General features: G+C 59.3%; 14 protein-coding genes. 11 read left to right on the top strand and 3 right to left on the bottom strand.

What is annotated here, in order from left to right:
* Positions 1-10: 10 nt before the first annotated feature.
* The 5 genes from AT6N2_RS14530 (at position 11) to chrA (ending at position 5,402) form a co-directional block, all read left to right on the top strand.
* Positions 11-1,300 carry an ABC transporter substrate-binding protein gene (locus AT6N2_RS14530; RefSeq protein ID WP_063949882.1) on the top strand — a complete coding sequence of 430 codons (1,290 nt, stop codon included), beginning with the start codon at positions 11-13 and terminating at the stop codon, positions 1,298-1,300.
* A 236-nt stretch (positions 1,301-1,536) separates the two neighbouring features.
* On the top strand, positions 1,537-2,451 hold the full coding sequence (locus AT6N2_RS14525; RefSeq protein WP_063950154.1) for an ABC transporter permease: 915 nt from the start codon (positions 1,537-1,539) through the stop codon (positions 2,449-2,451).
* Between the two features lie 3 nt (positions 2,452-2,454).
* Positions 2,455-3,273 (top strand): ABC transporter permease, encoded by an 819-nt coding sequence (locus AT6N2_RS14520; RefSeq protein ID WP_209089836.1) that lies wholly within the window; start codon positions 2,455-2,457, stop codon positions 3,271-3,273.
* Positions 3,274-3,284: 11 nt separating this feature from the next.
* Complete coding sequence (locus tag AT6N2_RS14515) at positions 3,285-4,040, top strand: aspartate/glutamate racemase family protein (RefSeq protein WP_209089834.1); 756 nt, start codon at positions 3,285-3,287, stop codon at positions 4,038-4,040.
* Between the two features lie 123 nt (positions 4,041-4,163).
* Positions 4,164-5,402, top strand: a complete 1,239-nt coding sequence (chrA, locus tag AT6N2_RS14510) for a chromate efflux transporter (protein ID WP_209089832.1) — start codon at positions 4,164-4,166, stop codon at positions 5,400-5,402.
* On the opposite strand, the gene AT6N2_RS14505 is transcribed toward chrA, so the two are convergent.
* Positions 5,399-6,277: a LysR substrate-binding domain-containing protein gene (locus tag AT6N2_RS14505; protein WP_209089830.1), complete on the bottom strand. Its 879-nt coding sequence runs from the start codon at positions 6,275-6,277 to the stop codon at positions 5,399-5,401. The genes chrA and AT6N2_RS14505 overlap by 4 nt on opposite strands.
* A gap of 133 nt (positions 6,278-6,410) precedes the next feature.
* Here AT6N2_RS14505 and ampC point away from each other — a divergent pair, with 133 nt between their 5' ends.
* The 6 genes from ampC to AT6N2_RS14475 all read left to right on the top strand — a co-directional run bounded on the left by ampC (position 6,411) and on the right by AT6N2_RS14475 (position 16,249).
* Positions 6,411-7,565: a class C beta-lactamase gene (ampC, locus tag AT6N2_RS14500; RefSeq protein ID WP_209089828.1), complete on the top strand. Its 1,155-nt coding sequence runs from the start codon at positions 6,411-6,413 to the stop codon at positions 7,563-7,565.
* 170 nt (positions 7,566-7,735) lie between these two features.
* Positions 7,736-9,139: a diguanylate cyclase domain-containing protein gene (locus AT6N2_RS14495; RefSeq protein ID WP_209089825.1), complete on the top strand. Its 1,404-nt coding sequence runs from the start codon at positions 7,736-7,738 to the stop codon at positions 9,137-9,139.
* A gap of 198 nt (positions 9,140-9,337) precedes the next feature.
* Complete coding sequence (locus AT6N2_RS14490; RefSeq protein WP_209089823.1) at positions 9,338-10,660, top strand: solute carrier family 23 protein; 1,323 nt, start codon at positions 9,338-9,340, stop codon at positions 10,658-10,660.
* A gap of 38 nt (positions 10,661-10,698) precedes the next feature.
* Positions 10,699-11,391, top strand: coding sequence for an aspartate/glutamate racemase family protein (locus tag AT6N2_RS14485; protein ID WP_209089820.1), 693 nt, complete (start codon positions 10,699-10,701; stop codon positions 11,389-11,391).
* Positions 11,392-11,567: 176 nt separating this feature from the next.
* Positions 11,568-15,575: a Pls/PosA family non-ribosomal peptide synthetase gene (locus tag AT6N2_RS14480; protein ID WP_233282510.1), complete on the top strand. Its 4,008-nt coding sequence runs from the start codon at positions 11,568-11,570 to the stop codon at positions 15,573-15,575.
* Complete coding sequence (locus tag AT6N2_RS14475) at positions 15,572-16,249, top strand: 4'-phosphopantetheinyl transferase family protein (protein ID WP_209089813.1); 678 nt, start codon at positions 15,572-15,574, stop codon at positions 16,247-16,249. The genes AT6N2_RS14480 and AT6N2_RS14475 overlap by 4 nt, the downstream gene beginning before the upstream one ends.
* Here AT6N2_RS14475 and AT6N2_RS14470 read toward each other — a convergent pair.
* The gene (locus AT6N2_RS14470; RefSeq protein WP_425292743.1) at positions 16,230-16,733 is read right to left on the bottom strand and encodes a cupin domain-containing protein; all 504 of its coding nucleotides are present in this window, start codon (positions 16,731-16,733) and stop codon (positions 16,230-16,232) included. The two genes, AT6N2_RS14475 and AT6N2_RS14470, sit on opposite strands and share 20 nt — an antisense overlap.
* A 146-nt stretch (positions 16,734-16,879) precedes the next feature.
* On the bottom strand, positions 16,880-18,889 hold the full coding sequence (locus AT6N2_RS14465; RefSeq protein ID WP_209089807.1) for a hypothetical protein: 2,010 nt from the start codon (positions 18,887-18,889) through the stop codon (positions 16,880-16,882).
* Between the last annotated feature and the right edge of the window lie 142 nt (positions 18,890-19,031).

Below are 19,031 nucleotides of genomic sequence, written 5' to 3'. Positions count from 1 at the left end.
GAACTTTGAAATGACCGATACCACCAACAGCAAGAAGGGCCTGACCCGCCGTGGCCTTCTGAAGGCAGGCGCGGCTGCGACAGGTGCGGCGATTGGCTCCGGCCTCATCACCGGCTTCCCGACCATCTGGGCACAGAACCCCATCACCATCCGCCAGTTCGGCACCGGCGTGTCGAACCTCAACGCCATTGCCGAAAAGTGCAAGGCCGATCTCGGCATCACGCTTGAGATGACGGCGACGGATTCCGATGCAGCCGCCCAGCGCGCCGTCACCCAGCCGAATTCCTACGACATCGCCGATATCGAATACTGGATCCTCAAGAAGGTCTATCCGGCGGGTGTTATCCAGCCGATGGAAATCAAGAAGCTGAAGTACTACGACAAGATCGTGCCGCTGTTCAAAAACGGCAAGCTGAAGCCTGACAGCGTTGTGGCGCAGGGCACCGCGCCGCACACGGTCGGTTACGTCGAGAAGCCCGGCGACAAGACCTTCGCCAAGGGCGAAACCGATTATTTCACCATGGTTCCGACCATCTACAATGCTGACACGCTCGGCATCCGCCCCGATCTCGTCGGCCGTGATATCACCAGCTGGGCCGATATCATGGACCCGAAGTTCAAGGGCAAGACCTCGATCCTCAACATCCCGTCCATCGGCATCATGGACGCGGCGATGATCATGGAAGCCATGGGCAACATCAAATATGCCGACAAGGGTAATATGACGAAGGAAGAGATCGACAAGACCATCGACTTCCTGATCAAGGCGAAGAAGGACGGCCAGTTCCGCGCCTTCTGGAAGAGCTTCGACGAAAGCGTCAACCTCATGGCCTCGGGCGAAGTCATCATCCAGTCCATGTGGTCGCCCGCCGTTGCCGCCGTCCGCTCCAAGGGTATCGCCTGCAAGTACCAGCCGCTGAAGGAAGGCTATCGCTCCTGGGGCGGTGGTCTGGGTCTCGCCAAGCATCTGTCCGGTGCGAAGCTCGATGCAGCCTATGAATATATCAACTGGTACACCTCTGGCTGGGTCGGTGCTTACCTCAATCGTCAGGGTTATTACTCCGCGGCGATGGAAACAGCAAAGGAGCACATGACCGCCGACGAGTGGGGCTACTGGGTCGAAGGCAAGCCCGCGCAGGGCGATATCATCGCACCAGACGGCAAGGTCATGGAAAAGGCCGGCGCGGTGCGCGATGGCGGCTCCTTCGAGGAGCGCATGGGCAAGGTGGCGTGCTGGAACTCTGTCATGGACGAAGACCGCTATATGGTCCGCCGCTGGAACGAGTTTATCGCCGCATAGCACCCGAAAAAGTTGAGATCGGTGGCGTCGGCTGCCGGTCTTGACAGGGACAGAGCCTCTAATCTCTCCGTCATCCTCGGGCTTGACCCGAGGATCTCACGAGCCACCACATCAAATGTGGTTGGATCCTCGGTACCCGCCCGAGGGTGACGTCGCGTTTGAAGAGAGCTTTGCCTGACACATTGCCCGGTGCGAAAGCCGCCGGTGCATCCGAAAATCCACCGAAAGGCTCCCCCATGGTGACGGTCAGACTCATCGGCGTCAGCGATAAAAATAAGGACAAGCCGCCCCGCAGCTTCGCGCTGCCGCCAAAGCTCGTCTCCTATGTGCAGGCGACGCCGCTTTTCCTGATCCTCGGCTTTTTCCTGGCTCTGCCGATCCTGATGATCGCCGTCGTCAGCTTCTGGGATTACGACTTCGCACAGATGTACCCCGATTTCGTCACTTTCAATTACCTGGAGACGCTCGGCTCGTGGGTCACCTGGCAGACCTATCTCAACACGCTGAAATATGCCGCCATGGTCTGGGCGATCACGCTTTTCTGCGGTTTCTGGGTAGCCTATTTCCTCGCCTTCCACATTCGCACCACCACCATGCAAATGGTCCTGTTCCTCGTCTGCACCGTGCCGTTCCTGACCTCGAACATCATCCGCATGATTTCCTGGATTCCCGTTCTCGGGCGAAACGGTCTCGTCAACAGCGCATTGGTCGGCACCGGCATCATTCCCGAGCCGATCGAGTGGTTGCTCTATTCCGACTTCGCCGTGGTGCTGGCCATGGTGCATCTCTATACGCTTTTCATGGTCACGCCGATCTTCAACACGCTGATGCGCATCGACAAATCGTTGATCGAGGCGGCGCGTGACGCCGGCGCGACCGGCTGGCAGACACTCACCAATGTCATCATTCCGCTCGCCAAGCCCGGCATGGCCATCGGCAGCATCTTCGTCGTGACGCTCGTCATGGCGGATTTCTCCACGGTTCAGGTCATGTCCGGCGGGCAGAGCGCCTCGGTGGCGCTGATGATGAAAAACCAGATGTCGCTGCTGCAATATCCGGCTGCGGCCGCCAACGCCGTCATCCTGCTCATCCTCGTTCTTCTGATGGTCGCGGGCATCCTGCGCATCGTCGATATCCGCAAGGAGCTTTGATCCATGCACCGGGAAAAACGCAGCCGCGAATTTTATATCCTCGCCTTCTTTTTCGCGCTCTTTGTGCTGTTTCTGTATGGCCCGCTATCGGCCATTCTCATCCTCGCCTTTCAGGGTCCGAATGGCGGCCTGACCTTTCCGCTCAACGGCATGTCGCTGCACTGGTTCGGCAACCTCTTCGAGCAACAGGCGGTCGGCGACTTTGGCGGCTCTTTCCGCCGTTCCTTCGGCCTCGGGCTGATGGTGATGATCGTCACAGTCCTTGTCTCGCTGCTGGCGGGCCTCGCTTTCCGGCGCAGATTCATCGGCGCGACACCGCTGTTTTATCTCTCGGTTGCCAGCCTTGTCGTACCGTCGATCATCATATCGCTGGGCATTGGTGTTCTTTTTCAGCAGCTTGGGTTGGAACCCTCATGGTATACATCAGCTTTCGGCGCGCATCTGACCTGGACGTTGCCCTTCGGCGTGCTCATCATGTTCGCCGTCTTCAACCGCTTTTCTCCGTCCTATGAGGAAGCGGCGCGAGATCTTGGAGCATCCTCCTGGCAGACCTTCGCCCATGTGGTGCTGCCGATGATCGCACCGAGCCTGATCGGCGTCGGTCTTTTCGGCTTCACGCTGTCTTACGACGAGTTCGCCCGCACGTTGATGACGGCAGGCACTTACAATACTTTGCCGCTGGAAATCTACGGCATGACCACCAACGTCACGACACCGGTGCTTTATGCACTGGGCGCTGTGACAACCCTGTTCTCATTCCTGGTGATCGCGGCCACGCTCGGTCTGATCGTCATGCTCAATCGCCGCCATTCTCGCGGATAAAGAAACGGAAAATGCGCGTTCTCGTCATCAATCCGAACACCACGCAGTCCATGACGGCAACAATTGCCGATGCCGCCAATCGGATCGCTGGCCGCGACACGGAAATCGTTGCCGTCACCTCTTCCATGGGCCCTGTTTCAATCGAGGGTTACTACGACGAGGTTTTTGCCGTCCCGGGCCTGTTGCTGGAACTCGCAAAGGCGCCGCAGCTTGGAGCCGATGCTGCGATCATTGCTTGCTTCGACGATACCGGGCTCGATGCGGCGCGCGCTCTGGCCGATATTCCCGTTCTCGGCATTTGCGAAGCCGCGGTGTCGGCGACCGCTTTCATCGCCCAGAAATTCACCGTCGTCACGACGATGGAGCGCTCAAGATTGCCCGTGGAACACCTTGTCCATCGATATGGCATGTCCTCGCGCTGCAATGTGAGGGCCGCGGATATTCCGGTGCTGTCGTTGGAAGATCCCGGCTCCAACGCGCGCGAAAGGTTGCGCGAGGAAATCGCGCTGGCGATCAGAGATGACAGGGCGGAAGCGATCGTGCTCGGTTGTGCCGGCATGGCTGACCTTGCCGCCGAATTGCGCGAGGAATTCGGCGTGCCTGTTGTCGATGGTGTCGCGGCAGCCGTCAAACAGGCGGAATCGCTGGTCGCCATGGGGCTTTCCACTGCCAAGCGCGGTGCCTATGCCACCCCGCTCGCCAAACCCTATCGTGGATTGTTGGAAGCCTTCCAGCCGGACAGGCTCTCGGCGATGTCGGCAGGTTGAGTTAGCGACGCCGTTTTACTGGTGCCACCCCTTCATATCCCTGTCATCATGGTGTTTGATATCGAGACCATTTCAAGACAGATCTGTGTTGACGACTAGCCGTTTGCACACAAGGGAGCTTCCGTGGAATCGTCAGCGCGAACTGTAGAGACAGAGGGGCGCAGCCTCCGGCATGGCACACCGGGGGAGGTTTTTGCGGCGTTCCTGAAGCTCGGGGTTACGTCCTTTGGCGGTCCTATCGCGCATCTCGGCTATTTTCGCGATGAGCTGGTTGTCCGGCGCAAATGGATCGATGAGACCGCTTATGCCGATCTTGTGGCGCTCTGCCAGTTCCTGCCGGGGCCGGCCTCAAGCCAGGTCGGTTTTGCGCTGGGGCTGCTGAGGGCAGGGCCGCTCGGTGCCCTTGCAGCGTGGACGGCATTCACCCTGCCTTCGGCTATTCTGCTTGTTCTCTTCGCCACGGTTGCGGCTTCCATCGATGGACCTGTCGGGACGGGCTTGCTGCACGGCTTGAAGATCGTTGCCGTTGCCGTTGTGGCGCAGGCGGTCTGGGGTATGGCGAAAAGCCTCACGCCGGACCGGGAGCGCGCAAGCATCGCGCTTGCCGCGATTGTCTGCGTCGTCTTTGTCGCTGGCGCCTTCGGACAGGTGTTGGCGCTCGCTGTAGGTGCCGTCGCCGGTCTGGTCTTTTGTCGTGCAGAAGCCGCTGGGCAGGCGAGCCATCTCAGTTTCGGGGTGCCGAAAACTGTCGGCTTTGTCTCGCTTGCCAGTTTCGCTCTCCTTCTTGTTTTTCTGCCCCTGCTCGCGGCATCGGATGCATCGCAGGGCCTTTCCCTGTTTGATGCATTTTATCGGGCTGGCGCTCTGGTTTTCGGTGGCGGGCATGTGGTCCTGCCGCTGCTGCAATCGGAAGTCGTTTCAAACGGCTGGGTGACGAAAGATGCCTTTATCGCCGGTTACGGGGCGACCCAGGCCGTCCCCGGGCCGCTTTTCACCTTCGCGGCCTATCTCGGCGCGGTTGTCGGGCCGCAGCCGAATGGTCTGGCAGGTGCTGCCATTGCGCTTGTTGCGATCTTCCTGCCGGGTATGCTTCTGCTTGTCGGCGCGCTGCCATTCTGGGAGGGGTTTCGGAAGCGGCTGCTCGCGCAAGCGGCCATGCGTGGCGCAAACGCCGCCGTCGTCGGCATTCTCGGTGCTGCTCTCTATGATCCGGTGTGGACGAGTGCCATCTTTACGGCAAAGGATTTCACACTCGCGCTTGCCGGGTTCATCCTGCTGACGGTGTGGAAAACACCGCCATGGGCGGTGGTGTTGTTCTGTGCCGCCGGCGGCGTCCTGCTGGCTATCTCATCGGCTGCTTAGGAGGAACCAATCGTCTCAAACATCCACTCGGAAAACGCCTGCATCGCTGGTGTCGGCGGTTTTGATTGCAGCCGGGTGAGCCAATAGCTCCCGAGCGAAATCGTAACGGGAAATGGCTGAACGATCGCACCCGAGGCAAGATGCCGTGAAAACATCGATGGTGGCGCAAGCGCAACGCCAAGCCCCTGAAGCGCGGCTTCCATCATTCCAAGCGAGGTATCGAAGACAATACCCGCGTTGACCTGCGCGGCGGGCGTCACGCCGGCCGCTGCAAACCAGGTGCTCCATTCATCCGCACGGTAACTGCGCAGCAAGGTCGCTTCCATGAGGTCGGTGGGAGTTTTTAGTGTCTCTGCGAGTTTCGGCGTGCACAGCGGGGAAAGCGGCGCCTCGAAGAGCCGGAATGCATCGGTGCCGTGCCATGAGCCCTGGCCATAACGAACGGCAAAATCAAGGCCCTCGGCCGCCATATCCACTCGGTTGTTGTTTGTCGAAATCCTGACGTCGATAAACGGGTATCGCTTTTGAAAAGCCGCCAGCCGTGGCAGCAGCCAGCCCACGGCGAAAGTGCCGACGACGCCCAGAAACAGCAATTCGCGCACGTGTCCGGCTTCGATCCTGTCAAGCGTCGTTGCCATCTGGTCGAAGGAACTGGTAACCGTCGGGAGCAGTGCCTCGCCTTCGGCCGTGATTTTCAAACCGCGCGGAAGCCGTTGGAAAAGCGCCACGCCAAGACGTCTCTCCAACCCCTTCACCTGCTGGCTCACAGCCGCTTGGGTCACGCAAAGCTCGATGGCCGCACGGGTAAAACTCAGATGCCGGGCGGAGGCTTCAAAAGCCCGCAGACCGTTCAGGGGAAGAAATTGCCGTACCATCCAAGACCTAGATTTTCTTGTGTCTCGTCCCAGATATCATGGTTTGTTCGTGCAATGTAGCGCGGTTACACGTTTTTCGCTGGGGCTGGCTGAGAGGCCGAAAATCCACCTGAGGTTTTGGAGAAAGCGAAACATGAAATTCACCCGCCGACATATCGCATTGGCTGCCTTGCTCTCGACGGGCCTTTCCGTGCAGGCATCTGCCGCCGATGAGGCCGAGCTGAGAGCGGCAGCCGACGCCGCCATCAGGCCGATCATGGAGAAGAACGGCATTCCCGGCATGGCCGTTGGCATCACTGTTGACGGACAGAGCCAAGTCTTCACCTACGGCGTCGCCTCAACCGAAACGCGCGCGGCGGTTACGCCGCAGACGCTGTTCGAACTCGGCTCGATCAGCAAGACCTTTACCGCGACGCTCAGCGCCTATGCCGCACTAAATGGTCAGCTTTCGCTTGAGGGGAAGGTTGCGGACTATGTTCCGGCGCTGAAGGGCAAGCCTTTTGGCAACGTCCAACTTTATCATCTCAGCACCCATACGGCAGGCGGCTTTCCCTTGCAGGTGCCGGACGACGTGAAAACGGAAGAGCAACTGATGTCCTATCTGAAGGGGTGGAAACCTTCCTATAGGGCCGGCACCCACAGAAGTTACGCCAATCCCAGCATCGGCATGCTTGGATACATCACTGCAAAGGCGATGGGGCAGGGCTTCGATGACGCCATGCACAACACGCTTTTTTCTGCGCTCGGTCTCAAAAACACCTTCACCGTGGTGCCGAAAGCAAAGATGGACGACTATGCGCAGGGTTATAAAAAGAATGGTGACCCCGTCCGCCTGACACCCGGTGTCCTCTCTTCCGAGGCCTATGGTGTGAGATCGACGGCCGACGACATGATCCGCTTCGTCAACGCTAACATGGCGCTCGAAAAACTGGATGCAAAAATCCAGCAGGCAGTTACGGCTACCCACACCGGCTATTTCAGCGTCGGTCCCATGACGCAGGACATGGTATGGGAGCAATTTGCCTATCCGGTTTCGCTCAACACTTTGAGTGAGGCGAATTCGGGTGCACTGGTGAAGACCGTCCCGGTCACGGCAATCTCCCCGCCCATGGCGCCGCGAAAGGATGTGCTGATCAACAAGACCGGATCTACCAATGGTTTTGGTGCCTATGTCGCCTTCATTCCAGAGCGTAAGATCGGCATCGTCATCCTGGCCAATAAATTCTATCCCAATGTCGAGCGGGTTCGCGCCGCCTATGAGATATTGGCGGCTATCGAAAAAAGATAAAGCTGCGATCGCGGCGCCGGCTACTGACTTGTAGGGCCGGCGCCGTCCGCAATTACGCTATAGCTAAAATAAAGCATTAACCCACACGTCTGAAAAAGCAGAGATCGTAACCGCTGTTAAACGCCGCAACTTCAATATGCCGTCTCCACGACATCAGGACGCCTATTAAGATGCGCTCAACCCAATTCAGACTTGTAGGCTCCGCCGTCCTGCTCGTCGCGGTCCTTCTGATCGGTCTTGCCGCGATCCCGTACTTCGGGGTTGCCCGGCTAGACAGGGAAGTCCGCGAGCGTCAGGAGACGCTGGTATCCCGCAATATTTCGATCTGGATTTCCGACGTAGAGTTCGCTTTGACGGCCTGGACGATATGGGATGAGGCCATCGCCAAGGTCGACAATGCCTTCGATCTGGAATGGACTGACCGCAACATCGGCCGTTCGCTGATCGGGACGTCACGGACGCGCTTCGTCATGATCATCAACGGTCGCGGAGACATCGTCTACACTAAAACGGACGATGAATTCCAGGGCCGGCCCTTTTTCGCTCGCGGGCCGCAAATGATAGCCGCTGATGCGCGTCCGCTCATCGATTCCGTCAGAGACAAGGAAAAGGCCGGTCGCCCAGCCGGTATCCCTCAGCCGATCGCCTTCAGCAAGATCGAAGTGATTGGCGATGAAGCAGTGCTGCTGTCGGCAAGCCTGTTTCAGCCGGATTTCAGCACCACCGTTCCACAAGGTACACATGCCCCCATCCTCGTCTCAGCAATCCCTATCGCCGGCAGTCTTCAGGAATTCCTCGGTAATCGTTTCCTGCTCGACGACGCGACCATGGGACCCGCAGTGAACGTTTCCGAAGGGCGTGCGAAGGTGGAGGTGGCAAGCGGGCCGAACGGGCAGGCGCAGGCATTGTCCTGGCGTCCAGCGACGCCGGCACATGATCTGCTAAGGCAATCGCTGCCACTCGCAGTCGCCGTCATTCTGGTTCTCGTTGTCGTCTGTACGGTTGCGGCACGCATTTCACGGCGTGCCATCGTTTCTCTCGTCGAAGCCGAGCGCCGGATGAGGCATGCTGCCACGCATGATTTTCTGACTGGCCTCGCGAACCGATCGATGGTTTCCCCGGAATTCGGTCGAATGTCCAAAACCGGAGAGGTTGCCGTCGTTTGCCTTGATCTTGACGGTTTCAAAGCGATTAACGACCGCCATGGCCATGCAGCGGGTGACGCGTTGCTAAAGGAAGTCGCTGCACGTCTGAAAGCGGCCTGTCGTGCAGGAGACAGCGTCTTCAGACTTGGAGGTGACGAGTTTGCCCTCCTGATGTCAGACGTTTCTCCGGCGAAAGCCGAGTTGTTTTGCCGGCAACTCTGCTTGGAGATTTCCCAGCCTTATTTCATACAGGAAAAGCCCGTGGTTATCGGAGCGTCGTTCGGGCTCAGCGTCGTGCCTGCCGGCGAGACGAGCTGTGACGCTGCGTTTCGAAATGCCGATGAGGCGCTTTATCGCGCAAAAAATACGCTTCGATACACACCGCCTACCCAGCAACCGGAGAGCGACCACGTGCGGCGTGTTGGCTGACAAAACACTGACATCTGGAAAACCGGCCGGAGCGGATGACAGTCGGGGTGAACCGCTGTACCTGACAATAGTGCGCCGGCAACCGATTCGGCTTCGTGCGCAAGCGGTATGTCATTAAACGGCAGACGTTCTGTGAGGCGGTGAATCCAGGGGAGGAGCCTCGCGCATGCCTGCCGGTTGTTTCCTTGGGGGACGAGAATGAGCGATAGGGGTGGATATTTTCCGCGTTGGAGACTGAAAACCGAAGGGCGCATCCTGCCCGATGAGCGGTTGCCCGCCGGACAGACGGCTGTGCTTGGGCTGCAGCATGTCGTTGCGATGTTCGGTTCTACGGTTCTAGCCCCGCTGATCATGGGTTTCGACCCCAACGTCTCGATCCTGTTTTCCGGTATCTCGACGCTGATCTTCTTCATCGCCGTTGGCGGTCGCGTTCCAAGCTATCTTGGCTCGTCCTTCGCATTTATCGGGCCCGTGCTTGTTGCAACGGGTGCCGCTGCCGGTGCCGCGAGCCCGAATATTGCCCTGGCGCTCGGCGGCATCATCGCAGCCGGTATGCTCTATGCGTTGATCGGCGTTATCGTCATGATCGCCGGACACAACTGGATCGAGAAACTGATGCCGCCGGTTTTGACGGGCGCGATCGTCGCGGCGATCGGCCTCGTTCTCGCGCCTATTGCGATTGCCAGCGCTTCCGGCTCTGGTCCCGGTAATCCCGATGGCGACCAGCTCTCGCGTTGGATTGCGATCCTGACTGTCGCATCAGTCGGTGCCATTGCCGTCTATGCGCCCGGCATGGCGCGCCGCCTGCCGATCCTCCTGGGTGGTGCCATTGCCTATATCGCCTATCTCGTGGTGGCAAACGGCCTCGGTCTCGGCAAACCCGTCGACTTTAGCGGCGTCGCAGCTGCATCATGGTTCGGTCTGCCGACTTTCACCGCTCCGGTGTTTTCCGCATCCGCCATCACGCTGATTGCGCCCGTGGTCGTTATCCTTGTTGCTGAAAATCTGGGGCATATCAAAGCGATCGGCGCAATGACCGGCCAGAACCTCGACCGTTATCTCGGGCGCGCCTTTATCGGTGATGGTCTAGCGACGATGTTTTCCGGCGCCTTCGGCGGAACCGGCATGACGACTTATGCCGAAAACATGGGCGTCATGGCGATCACCCGCATTTTCTCGACGCTCGTGTTCGTTGTTGCGGCACTGGTCGCCATCCTCCTCGGTTTCTCACCGAAGTTCGGTGCGCTGATCCAGACAATACCGGGACCCGTTATCGGCGGGCTGTCCGTTGTCGTTTTTGGCCTGATTGCCGCGACTGCGGGCCGCATCTGGGTTGAAAACAAGGTAGATTTTTCCGAGCCACGCAACCTCATCACCGTCGGTATCGCGCTTGTTCTCGGTGCCGGCAACTTCAAGCTCAACGTCGCCGGCTTCACGCTTGACGGTATCGGCACGGCGACGATCGGCGCGATTGCCTTTTATCATCTGCTGGGCCTCGGCAGATCAACGGGCGCGAAGTGACGCACATATAATGTTGTCGCTTGGATGGTGATGAGATCATGAAAACCATCGGAATTCTCGGCGGCATGTCGGCCGCATCGACCCAGATCTATTATCGGACGCTGTGCGAGATCACCCGTGATCGTCTCGGCGGCCTTCATTCGCCCGAGCTTTTGATCCGCTCTCTCGATTTTGCGAAGATTGAGGCGCTGCAGGCGCTCGGGCAATGGGATGCTGCGGCCTCCATTCTCAATGCCGAGGCGAAGGCGTTGGAAAAGGGCGGTGCAGACTTCATCCTGCTGGCGACGAACACGATGCATAAGGTCGCATCGGCGATGATGGCTGACGTGACCATTCCGTTACTGCACATCGCTGATGCCACCGCGCAACGCATTTCAACCGCCGGTCTCAACCGCCCGGGGCTGATCGCCACCGCCTTTACGATGGAGCAAAGCTTCTATCGTGACCGGCTTGTCGAAGCATCACTTCACCCAATTATTCCAGACGAAAATGACCGGGCAGAGGTGCATCGCATCATCTATGATGAGCTCTGCATGGACATCATCGAGGACGAAAGCCGCTCGAAATTCGAAGACGTTGCCCAGCGTCTGGTGGCCGTCGGGGCTGACAGCGTGATCCTTGGCTGCACGGAAGTATGCATGCTACTCAACCAGGGCAATGTGACGGTGCCCGTCTTCGATACGACACGGATTCATTGTGAGGCAGCCATCGATCTGGCCCTTTCGCCGTGACGGTATCCGCGCCGGCATTCTCGCGTCTTGCCGAGGCCCGGATAAACGCCTGTCTGAGCGCCGGACGGAACGGGCGATGCTAAAAAAGTAGCCATATTGCTCCTCCTTTCGTCGCAATTCCAAATCATGTATAGCGGCATCAGTTTTACATGCCTGGTGACACTATGGATCGGAATGTGACCGCCGAAAGGCAGTTGGAACTTACGGTATTTGCGCCGATTGCGCCTTCTCTTCCAATCCGAGAGGATGAGCCTTATGCCCGCGACGAGATGCTGCACGAAATATTCGAGCAGACAGCGAGGCGTTACCAAAACAAGTGCGCAGTCCGACTGCTCGGGAATGACCCCGAAAACAGCCGCCGCAAAGAACTGACCTACGGACAGCTTGCCGAGCGCGCCGTCCGGTTTGCGAGGCAGCTGCATTCGATGGGCGTCAAGCGTGGTGATCGTGTCGTCATCTGCCTGCCGCGCGGCCTCGATCAATATATGGCCATTCTCGGCACGCTTTGGGCCGGCGCGTGCTACGTGCCCGTCGACTGGACCTATCCGCAGGATCGCATCGATTTCATTGCCGAAGATAGCGGCGCGAAGCTAATCGTTACGGATGCCGAGCGCGCGGGCGGCATGCGGGTCACGACCCTTGTCGTCAACGAGACGCTTGGCGATCTTGCCGCTCAGGACGCCGTGCCAATTACCCGCGCCGAAAGCGGCGCGACGCCTGATGATCTCGCCTATATCATCTATACATCTGGAACCACCGGGCGCCCGAAGGGAGTGATGATCTCCCATTGCAGCGCCTGCCACTTCCTGCGGTCCGAAGGCGCAATCCTTGCTATCGAAGACAGCGACCGGGTGTTCGGCGGCTTCAGCATCGCTTTCGACATGTCCATCGAAACCATGTGGAGTGCATTTGCCGCCGGGGCAGAGCTGCTTGTCGCGACCGAGGCGCTTCACAAAGCTGGCCCGGATGTGGCGATCACCCTTGCGGAAGAAGGGGTTAACGTCTGGCATGTCGTGCCGTCGCTCTTTACCCTCGTTGAGACGCAGATACCGACATTACGGATTGTGAACCTGGGTGGCGAAGCCTGCCCGCCTGATCTGGTCGACCGTTGGGCGCGTCCCGGTCTTCGTATCCTCAACACCTATGGCCCGACCGAAACGACTGTCACGGCAACCTGGACGGAGGTGCAGCCCGGCCGCCGCGTAACGATAGGCCGGCCGCTGCCGGGCTATACCGCCTGGATCGTCGATGACAAACTCTGGCCAGTCAATGCCGGTGCCGAAGGCGAACTCGTCATCGGCGGGCCTGGGCTCAGTGGCGGTTATGTGAACCGGCCGGACCTGACGGCCGACAAATTCGTGACAACGCCTTTTAACGGGCCGGACGGCCGCCCCGCCCGAATTTACCGATCCGGCGACCTTGTACGTCTCGATGCCGTCGGTGACATCGAGTTCATGGGCCGTATCGATACGCAGGTAAAAATTCGCGGTTTCCGTGTCGAACTCGCAGAAATTGAAGCAGTCATTGCCGAGGATGCGTCCGTCGCCCAGGCGGTCGTCCACCTCTTCCGCGACAACGACGGATCGGAGCTTTTGGCTGCATTCCTTGTTGCGCGCGGCAGTGCCGCAGTCGACATCGAAGCCGCGCGCAAACGGGTGAATGACCGTTTGCCCAATTATATGCGGCCGGCCGCCTACCAGGTGCTGGATGCCCTGCCGACACTGCCGGCCTCTGGCAAGGTGGATCGCAAAGCGCTGCAGCGTCCTGTGGTCGTTTCCGTTTCCGACCGCGAGATGGTCGCTCCCGAAACGCCGCTCGAAATGCAGCTTCATGGCATCTGGTCGGAAGCTTTCGCCCCGCAGAAAGTATCGGTGGTGGACGATCTATTCGAGGATTTGGGTGGCCATTCCCTTAAAGCCGCCCGCCTGGCATCGGCGATCCGCAAATCTCCCGGCCTATCCGGCGTTTCCATTCAGGACCTTTATGCCGCGCCGACTATCCGTCTGCTTGCCGAACGGCTGCGGGACCGCGTCATAGCCGAGAGCGTGGTGCAGGAACCGTTCCACCGGGTCAGCCAGTCCCAGAAACGCCTATGCTGGGCGCTTCAGACACTTGCCCTCATCCCCATTTACGCTGTGGCGGGCCTGCAATGGTTCTTCCCCTATCTCGCCTATACCTATCTGGTCGAAGACTTCGGGCGCGTCTCAGCGCTGCTTCTTGGCGGCCTGAGTTTCATTTTCATTCCGCCCCTGGGTATGTTGTTTGCCATTCTCGTCAAATGGCTGATCATTGGCCGTTATCGGTCGGGCGACTATCCGCTCTGGAGCAGTTACTATCTGCGCTGGTGGTTCGTCAGGCGCCTTTCAGACATCATAGCCACGCCTTATCTCAGCGGCACGCCGATGATCCGTTTTTATTATCGGTTGCTTGGCGCCAGGATCGGTCGTCGTGCCTTCATCGGAACCGTCAACATCGACACGGCCGATCTCGTCAGCATTGGCGATGACGCCATTGTCAGCGATTACGCGATGTTGGCAACAAGTTCGGTCGAACGCGGGCTGCTCCGCATCGGTCCGGTATCAATCGGCAACAGCGCCTTTATCGGGACGATGTCGGTGGTGGGACGCAATGGGGCAGTTGGCGACGCTGCAGCACTCGATGATCTTTCGTCCCTGCCGATGAACCAGTCGATCCCGGCGGGGCAAAGCTGGAGCGGCTCCCCCGCCAAATGTATCGCGACCGGACGTGTTCCAAAGCGGGATGAGGAGGCGGGCTTCCTGCGCCGGTTCCTCGTAGGTTTTGGCCTTTTCGTTGCCGCCGCCGTTCTTCCGCTCGTTGCGATCCTGCCGATCGCGCCGGGTCTGATTGCGATGATCGAAATCGACTGGAATACGGACGGGTATTCCTACCTGTTGATTTCGCCGGTCCTGGCGCTCACCTATATCGTCCTCATGTGCGTTCTGACGGTCGCTGCCAAGCGGCTGATCCTCGGGTCGGTGCGACCGGGGCGCTACTCGATCCACAGCTGGTTCTACCTGCGGTTCTGGTTTGTCCAGCAGGTGAACGATCTCGCATTGGCACTGCTTCATCCGATCTACGCCACGCTTTACGTCATTCCCTGGTACCGGGCGCTTGGCGTGCGGATCGGCAAGCGCGCCGAAATCTCCACCGCCGCGAAGATCGTTCCCGACCTCGTCGATATCGGGCCGGAAAGCTTCATCGCCGATGCGGTTGTCTTCGGCGCGGCGCGCCATGAGCCAGGCATTATCGAACTTGCGCATACGCGCATCGGGCGTCGATCCTTCATCGGCAACTCGGCGCTTTTGCCAACGGGCGCAACCATTGCCGATGGCGTTCTGATCGGCGTCCTGTCCAAGCCCCCGGCAGATGGTGGCGCCGAGAAGCCCGATGGGACGTGGTTCGGCTCCCCGCCGATTTCGCTCCCCGTGCGACAGGCCGTTGGCCTGTTCGATGAGGGTGCGCGCTTCAATCCCGGACCGCGCCTCGTTGCGATGCGCCTTGCGATCGAGGCGATCCGCGTGATCCTGCCGCTGACATTGTTCCTGGCGTTCTTCAGCCTGCTGTTCTCCATCGTCGGTGATATCCAGGATTTTGACGACAGTCATTGGTTGATCGCAGCAGTTTTCCCTTTCCTCTATATCGGGTTTGCTGTCGCCTGCGGCTTGTCTGTCGTCGGCCTTAAATGGCTGGTAATGGGGCGTTACAAGCCGACGACAAAGCCGCTCTGGAGCACCTTCGTGTGGCGGACGGAACTTGTGACAGCAACCTACGAGAACCTTGCAGTACCGAACCTGCTCCAGCCGCTGCGTGGAACGCCTTGGCTCGCCTTTTATCTCCGCCTTCTCGGCTGCAAGATCGGTCGGGACTGCTTTATCGACACGACCGACATCACCGAACATGATCTTGTACGGATCGGCGATGAGGTCGCGCTCAACGAATATTCCGGCTTGCAGACACACCTGTTCGAGGATCGCGTCATGAAAGTCAGCGGCGTGGCGGTTGCTGACCGTGCCGTCATCGGTTCTTATGCCATCGTGCTTTACGATGCCGAGATCGGCGAGGATGCCCAGCTCGGCGATCTCTCTGTCGTCATGAAAGGCGAGACGCTGCCGGCCGGAACATCTTGGGAAGGGTCTCCGGCGCAGCTCGTGCGGAATGCATGAGCGGCATTATCTGGCATTCGGGAGATGGCGGTTCGCTGAAGCAGGCGGGCGATCAGGGGCTCGTCTGGCACTTCCGTCTCGATGAGGTTGCGACGGAGCGTATGGCGGGCGGGGCAACGCTGTCTCGCTCCGATTTCGAAGATCTCGCATCTCGACCGGATGCTGGGGTGCGCGGCCTTCGCCGACGCCTGGTGAAGGTTCTTCTTGCGCGCGCGTCAGGTTTGCACCCGGACGAAATCATTGTCGGCAGGACGCAATTTGGCGGGCCGCACGTCTTTCATCCGACCGGATGGCATATGAGTGTTGGGGGACGCTTTCCACATTGCCTGATCGGCCTCAGCCGTGCGCCAATCGGCGTCGATATCGAGCCGCTCGATGCCGAGCCGCCACCTGACGACAGCTTTACGGACGCGGAGGCGGTCGAGCTTCATGGTGGCGCGCGAACGTTCCTTCTTTCCCGCTGGGCAGCGAAGGAGGCGCACGCAAAATGTCTCGGTATCGCATCGCGCATCGAGGCGGTTGAGATTGAAACACGTCTCTATGAAGGCAGGTTAAGCGCCGTCTCGAGTTACGGCGCGACAGAGGTCTTTTGGCGGGTGGAGGGGAGGCTGTACAGGCCGCCGCCATTCTTCAGCCTGACGCGTAGCTCCGTCTTCAACGCCACATCGTCGTGAGGCCGCCGACCGCGCCATGCACCGGGTCGGTCTCGGGCTTCGGCAGTGACTTGATCGCCGCCAGCATGTCGTCGTCAGGCGAAGACGTCTGGATGTCCGCTTCCTGGCCGGGTGGATAGGCGCCGACGACCTGAAAGTCGGCCGAAGCCTTCAACCTCTTGTGGCCGGTTCCGGCTGGCAGAATCAGGCAGTCTCCCTGCTTGACGTCCACCGCCTCACCCTGTGGTCCGCCAATCTGCAATGTCGCTTCGCCACGCCCGACGCCTAAAACCTCATGCGCTTTCGAGTGGTAGTGGTGGTAGTCAAACACGCCATTGCGCCAGATGCCGGTCCACCCGTTGCGGGAGAACAGCGCCTCAAATCCCGCGGAGTCAAGAGCCGGTCCGACGCCCCGATAGATCACTACCGAAAATCTCCCGTTGTTGGGGACTTGCTCGCTCGGGGGGAATGTTAATTCTTGGGTCTTCAAGGGACTGATCCTCATGCCTATGACCGCAATGACCGTCAGCGGATACGACCGTCATAATCCCTGCACGCGCGGGGAAGTTCCCTGCCCACGACTTTCTGATCACGCAGAAAGGCTGGTCTCAAGCCCGACAGGTCGAGCTTGAGACGTTCGGCATGGTCGGATTATTCGGCGGTTGCCTGAATATCCACCTTGTCGAGAAGAAGCATCGGATTATCAGAGGCCGCGATCAGGTCGAACATGCCGAGGCCGTTTGCACCTGTGGATTTCACGGTCACCGTCAACGTCCCGGGCTTGCTGATAAATTTGACGAGCGCGTCCACGGCATTTTGCAGCTTTGGCTGGTCGGCGGCCAGTTGTGGCAGCATCATGCCGGCAACCAGCGTGAGCATTGCCCGCACCTGATCTTCCGACATGTTGTTTTCGAGCGCGTAGAGTTTGATCGCCTTCGCCACCAAGCCTTCGTCCTTGACGGTCAACGTCAGCTCACGGCCGGCCAGACCGAAGAGAGCCGCCTGGGCGCGATTGATGTCGAAGGAGAAAAACTCCTCCGTAAAGCCGCTTGCCAGACCCGAGAACTTGATGCTGCCGATATCCTTGCTGCTGAGCGAGATGTCGCGGATCACGAGATTGCTGTTCGGCTCGTCCCAGCCCGCGGAAAGCCCATAAGAAACTGCGAGCGTTTCGAGACCAAGCTTGCGGGCCTGAACGAAAATGTCTTCTTGCGAGTCCGCTGGAACTGGAAGCGTCAGGTCTTCCTGCCTGATCTCGATGTCGGTCGGAATTCCGTTGTAGGGCTTCGTCAGTCCCATATCGAAATTCTTGAGCGAGAGCTTGATGCGCTCAGGCTTGGCGGGAGCCTCTTCATCGGGTTTTTCCGGCGCGGCGAAATCGACGTTGATACCACCCAGATGCATCCGGCCGAATTCCGGAATCAGGCGGTTGAAGGCAAAGGTCTCCATCTCGCTCTCGTCAAGCCCGACGATGTCGGACATTCCCTTGAGCGTGGAGCTCCAGTCAAAACCTGTCAGGCTCGCTTCGGCGACTTCCATCTTTCCGTCTTCATCGCCGATCGACATGCCTTTCATGCCGATGTCGAGCTTGCGGCTATCCATCTTCATGTCCATGCGGTCGATGGTAGCCTTGACCCTTTTGCCAGCGGCCCCTTCCTTCTCGTCCGGCACGTCGATCTTGAAGCCGATCAGCTGGATGTTGCTGTTGCCGATCATGTCGATGATCGACACGGCCTTGGCGAAAAGCGCTTGACGCGCCTGCGGCGACAACTCTTCAGGGTTTTGAGTTGCCGTCAGCGCTTTCAAGGTCTCCGAGAGCGGCTCTGCCGGCATGCGAGCTGTGAAACCGTCGCTGCGGATTTCGTCGTAGCTGAAATGAGCGGTCCCATCGGTGAGGGTCACGGCGCGGATGGAAAGCGGGCCATAGAGCGGCTTTGCTTCCTTGTCTTCAGGGCCGGCCTTTTCCGTGTAGAACCGGGCGAGATAAGCGACGTCGATGCTTTCGCCCGCTATGGTGCCGGTGGAGGCCACGATGTGGCTGTCTTTCATCGCGCCTTCTGCGTCGGGCAGCTTCATCTTGATGTCGTAGCTGCCGCTCTCGATGGAATAATGGCCAATGCGGCCGCCTGCGATGTCCGAAAGCGCGAGGTTCTTGTAAACGGTCGTCTGTTCGGTGGTCGCGACAGACTGGGTAAACGTCAGCGCTGGGGTGGAAATACGCGTCGCGCCGAAGCGCTCGAGGCGCCGGGGCAGGGAGTTGCTGTCTCCGCCGGCTGGCGCCGGCTTCGGCCTTTCGAACACCGCGTTCTCGATGCGCGCATCGTCCATCGAGATTTTCCCGGTCGGCACCTCGATGTCGATTGATTTCACATCAAGCGCGCCATCCAGAAAAGGCAGCTTCGGGCGTCCGTCGATGGAGGCAATCTTGATGTTCTTGCCGTCTTCCAGCGGCAGCGTCAGGTCGCGAACATGGATTTTGCCAAGAAAATCGACCTCCACGGAGGCGGCCTTTGCGCCGGCGCGGGCAACGACTTCCTTCACCTTTGTTTCCAAAAAGATCTTGCCGCCGATGACGCCGGTGGCGGCCACCGCAATGATTGCAACCGCCGCCCAAAGCGCCTTGCGCCGAGCCTTTCCAGGTTGGGTAGTTTCCTGTTCCACGACGTGGCCCTCTCTCACGAACTGATCATATTGCGCACCTTTTAAGCACGCGGAGGTTGCTTATCAAGTGGTCGCTTGAATGCTTGTCAGGAGCCGAAATATCGCCGTGGTTTCGGCGCTCCCCAGGCGGTTCTGCAGTGTT

Origin of the sequence: Agrobacterium tumefaciens (assembly GCF_017726655.1) — a bacterium.
GTDB classification, from domain to species: Bacteria; Pseudomonadota; Alphaproteobacteria; order Rhizobiales; family Rhizobiaceae; genus Agrobacterium; species Agrobacterium tumefaciens_B.
This window is presented reverse-complemented; position numbering and strand designations above follow the sequence as displayed.

Bases quoted from the DNA above. Each gene is read 5' to 3' on its own strand.
- AT6N2_RS14505 (WP_209089830.1), bottom strand. From the start codon at position 6,277: ATGGTACGGCAATTTCTTCCCCTGAACGGTCTGCGGGCTTTTGAAGCC.
- AT6N2_RS14530 (WP_063949882.1), top strand. From the start codon at position 11: ATGACCGATACCACCAACAGCAAGAAGGGCCTGACCCGCCGTGGCCTT.
- AT6N2_RS14485 (WP_209089820.1), top strand. From the start codon at position 10,699: ATGAAAACCATCGGAATTCTCGGCGGCATGTCGGCCGCATCGACCCAG.
- AT6N2_RS14475 (WP_209089813.1), top strand. From the start codon at position 15,572: ATGAGCGGCATTATCTGGCATTCGGGAGATGGCGGTTCGCTGAAGCAG.
- AT6N2_RS14490 (WP_209089823.1), top strand. From the start codon at position 9,338: ATGAGCGATAGGGGTGGATATTTTCCGCGTTGGAGACTGAAAACCGAA.
- AT6N2_RS14520 (WP_209089836.1), top strand. From the start codon at position 2,455: ATGCACCGGGAAAAACGCAGCCGCGAATTTTATATCCTCGCCTTCTTT.
- AT6N2_RS14495 (WP_209089825.1), top strand. From the start codon at position 7,736: ATGCGCTCAACCCAATTCAGACTTGTAGGCTCCGCCGTCCTGCTCGTC.
- AT6N2_RS14470 (WP_425292743.1), bottom strand. From the start codon at position 16,733: ATGAGGATCAGTCCCTTGAAGACCCAAGAATTAACATTCCCCCCGAGC.
- ampC (WP_209089828.1), top strand. From the start codon at position 6,411: ATGAAATTCACCCGCCGACATATCGCATTGGCTGCCTTGCTCTCGACG.
- AT6N2_RS14515 (WP_209089834.1), top strand. From the start codon at position 3,285: ATGCGCGTTCTCGTCATCAATCCGAACACCACGCAGTCCATGACGGCA.
- AT6N2_RS14525 (WP_063950154.1), top strand. From the start codon at position 1,537: ATGGTGACGGTCAGACTCATCGGCGTCAGCGATAAAAATAAGGACAAG.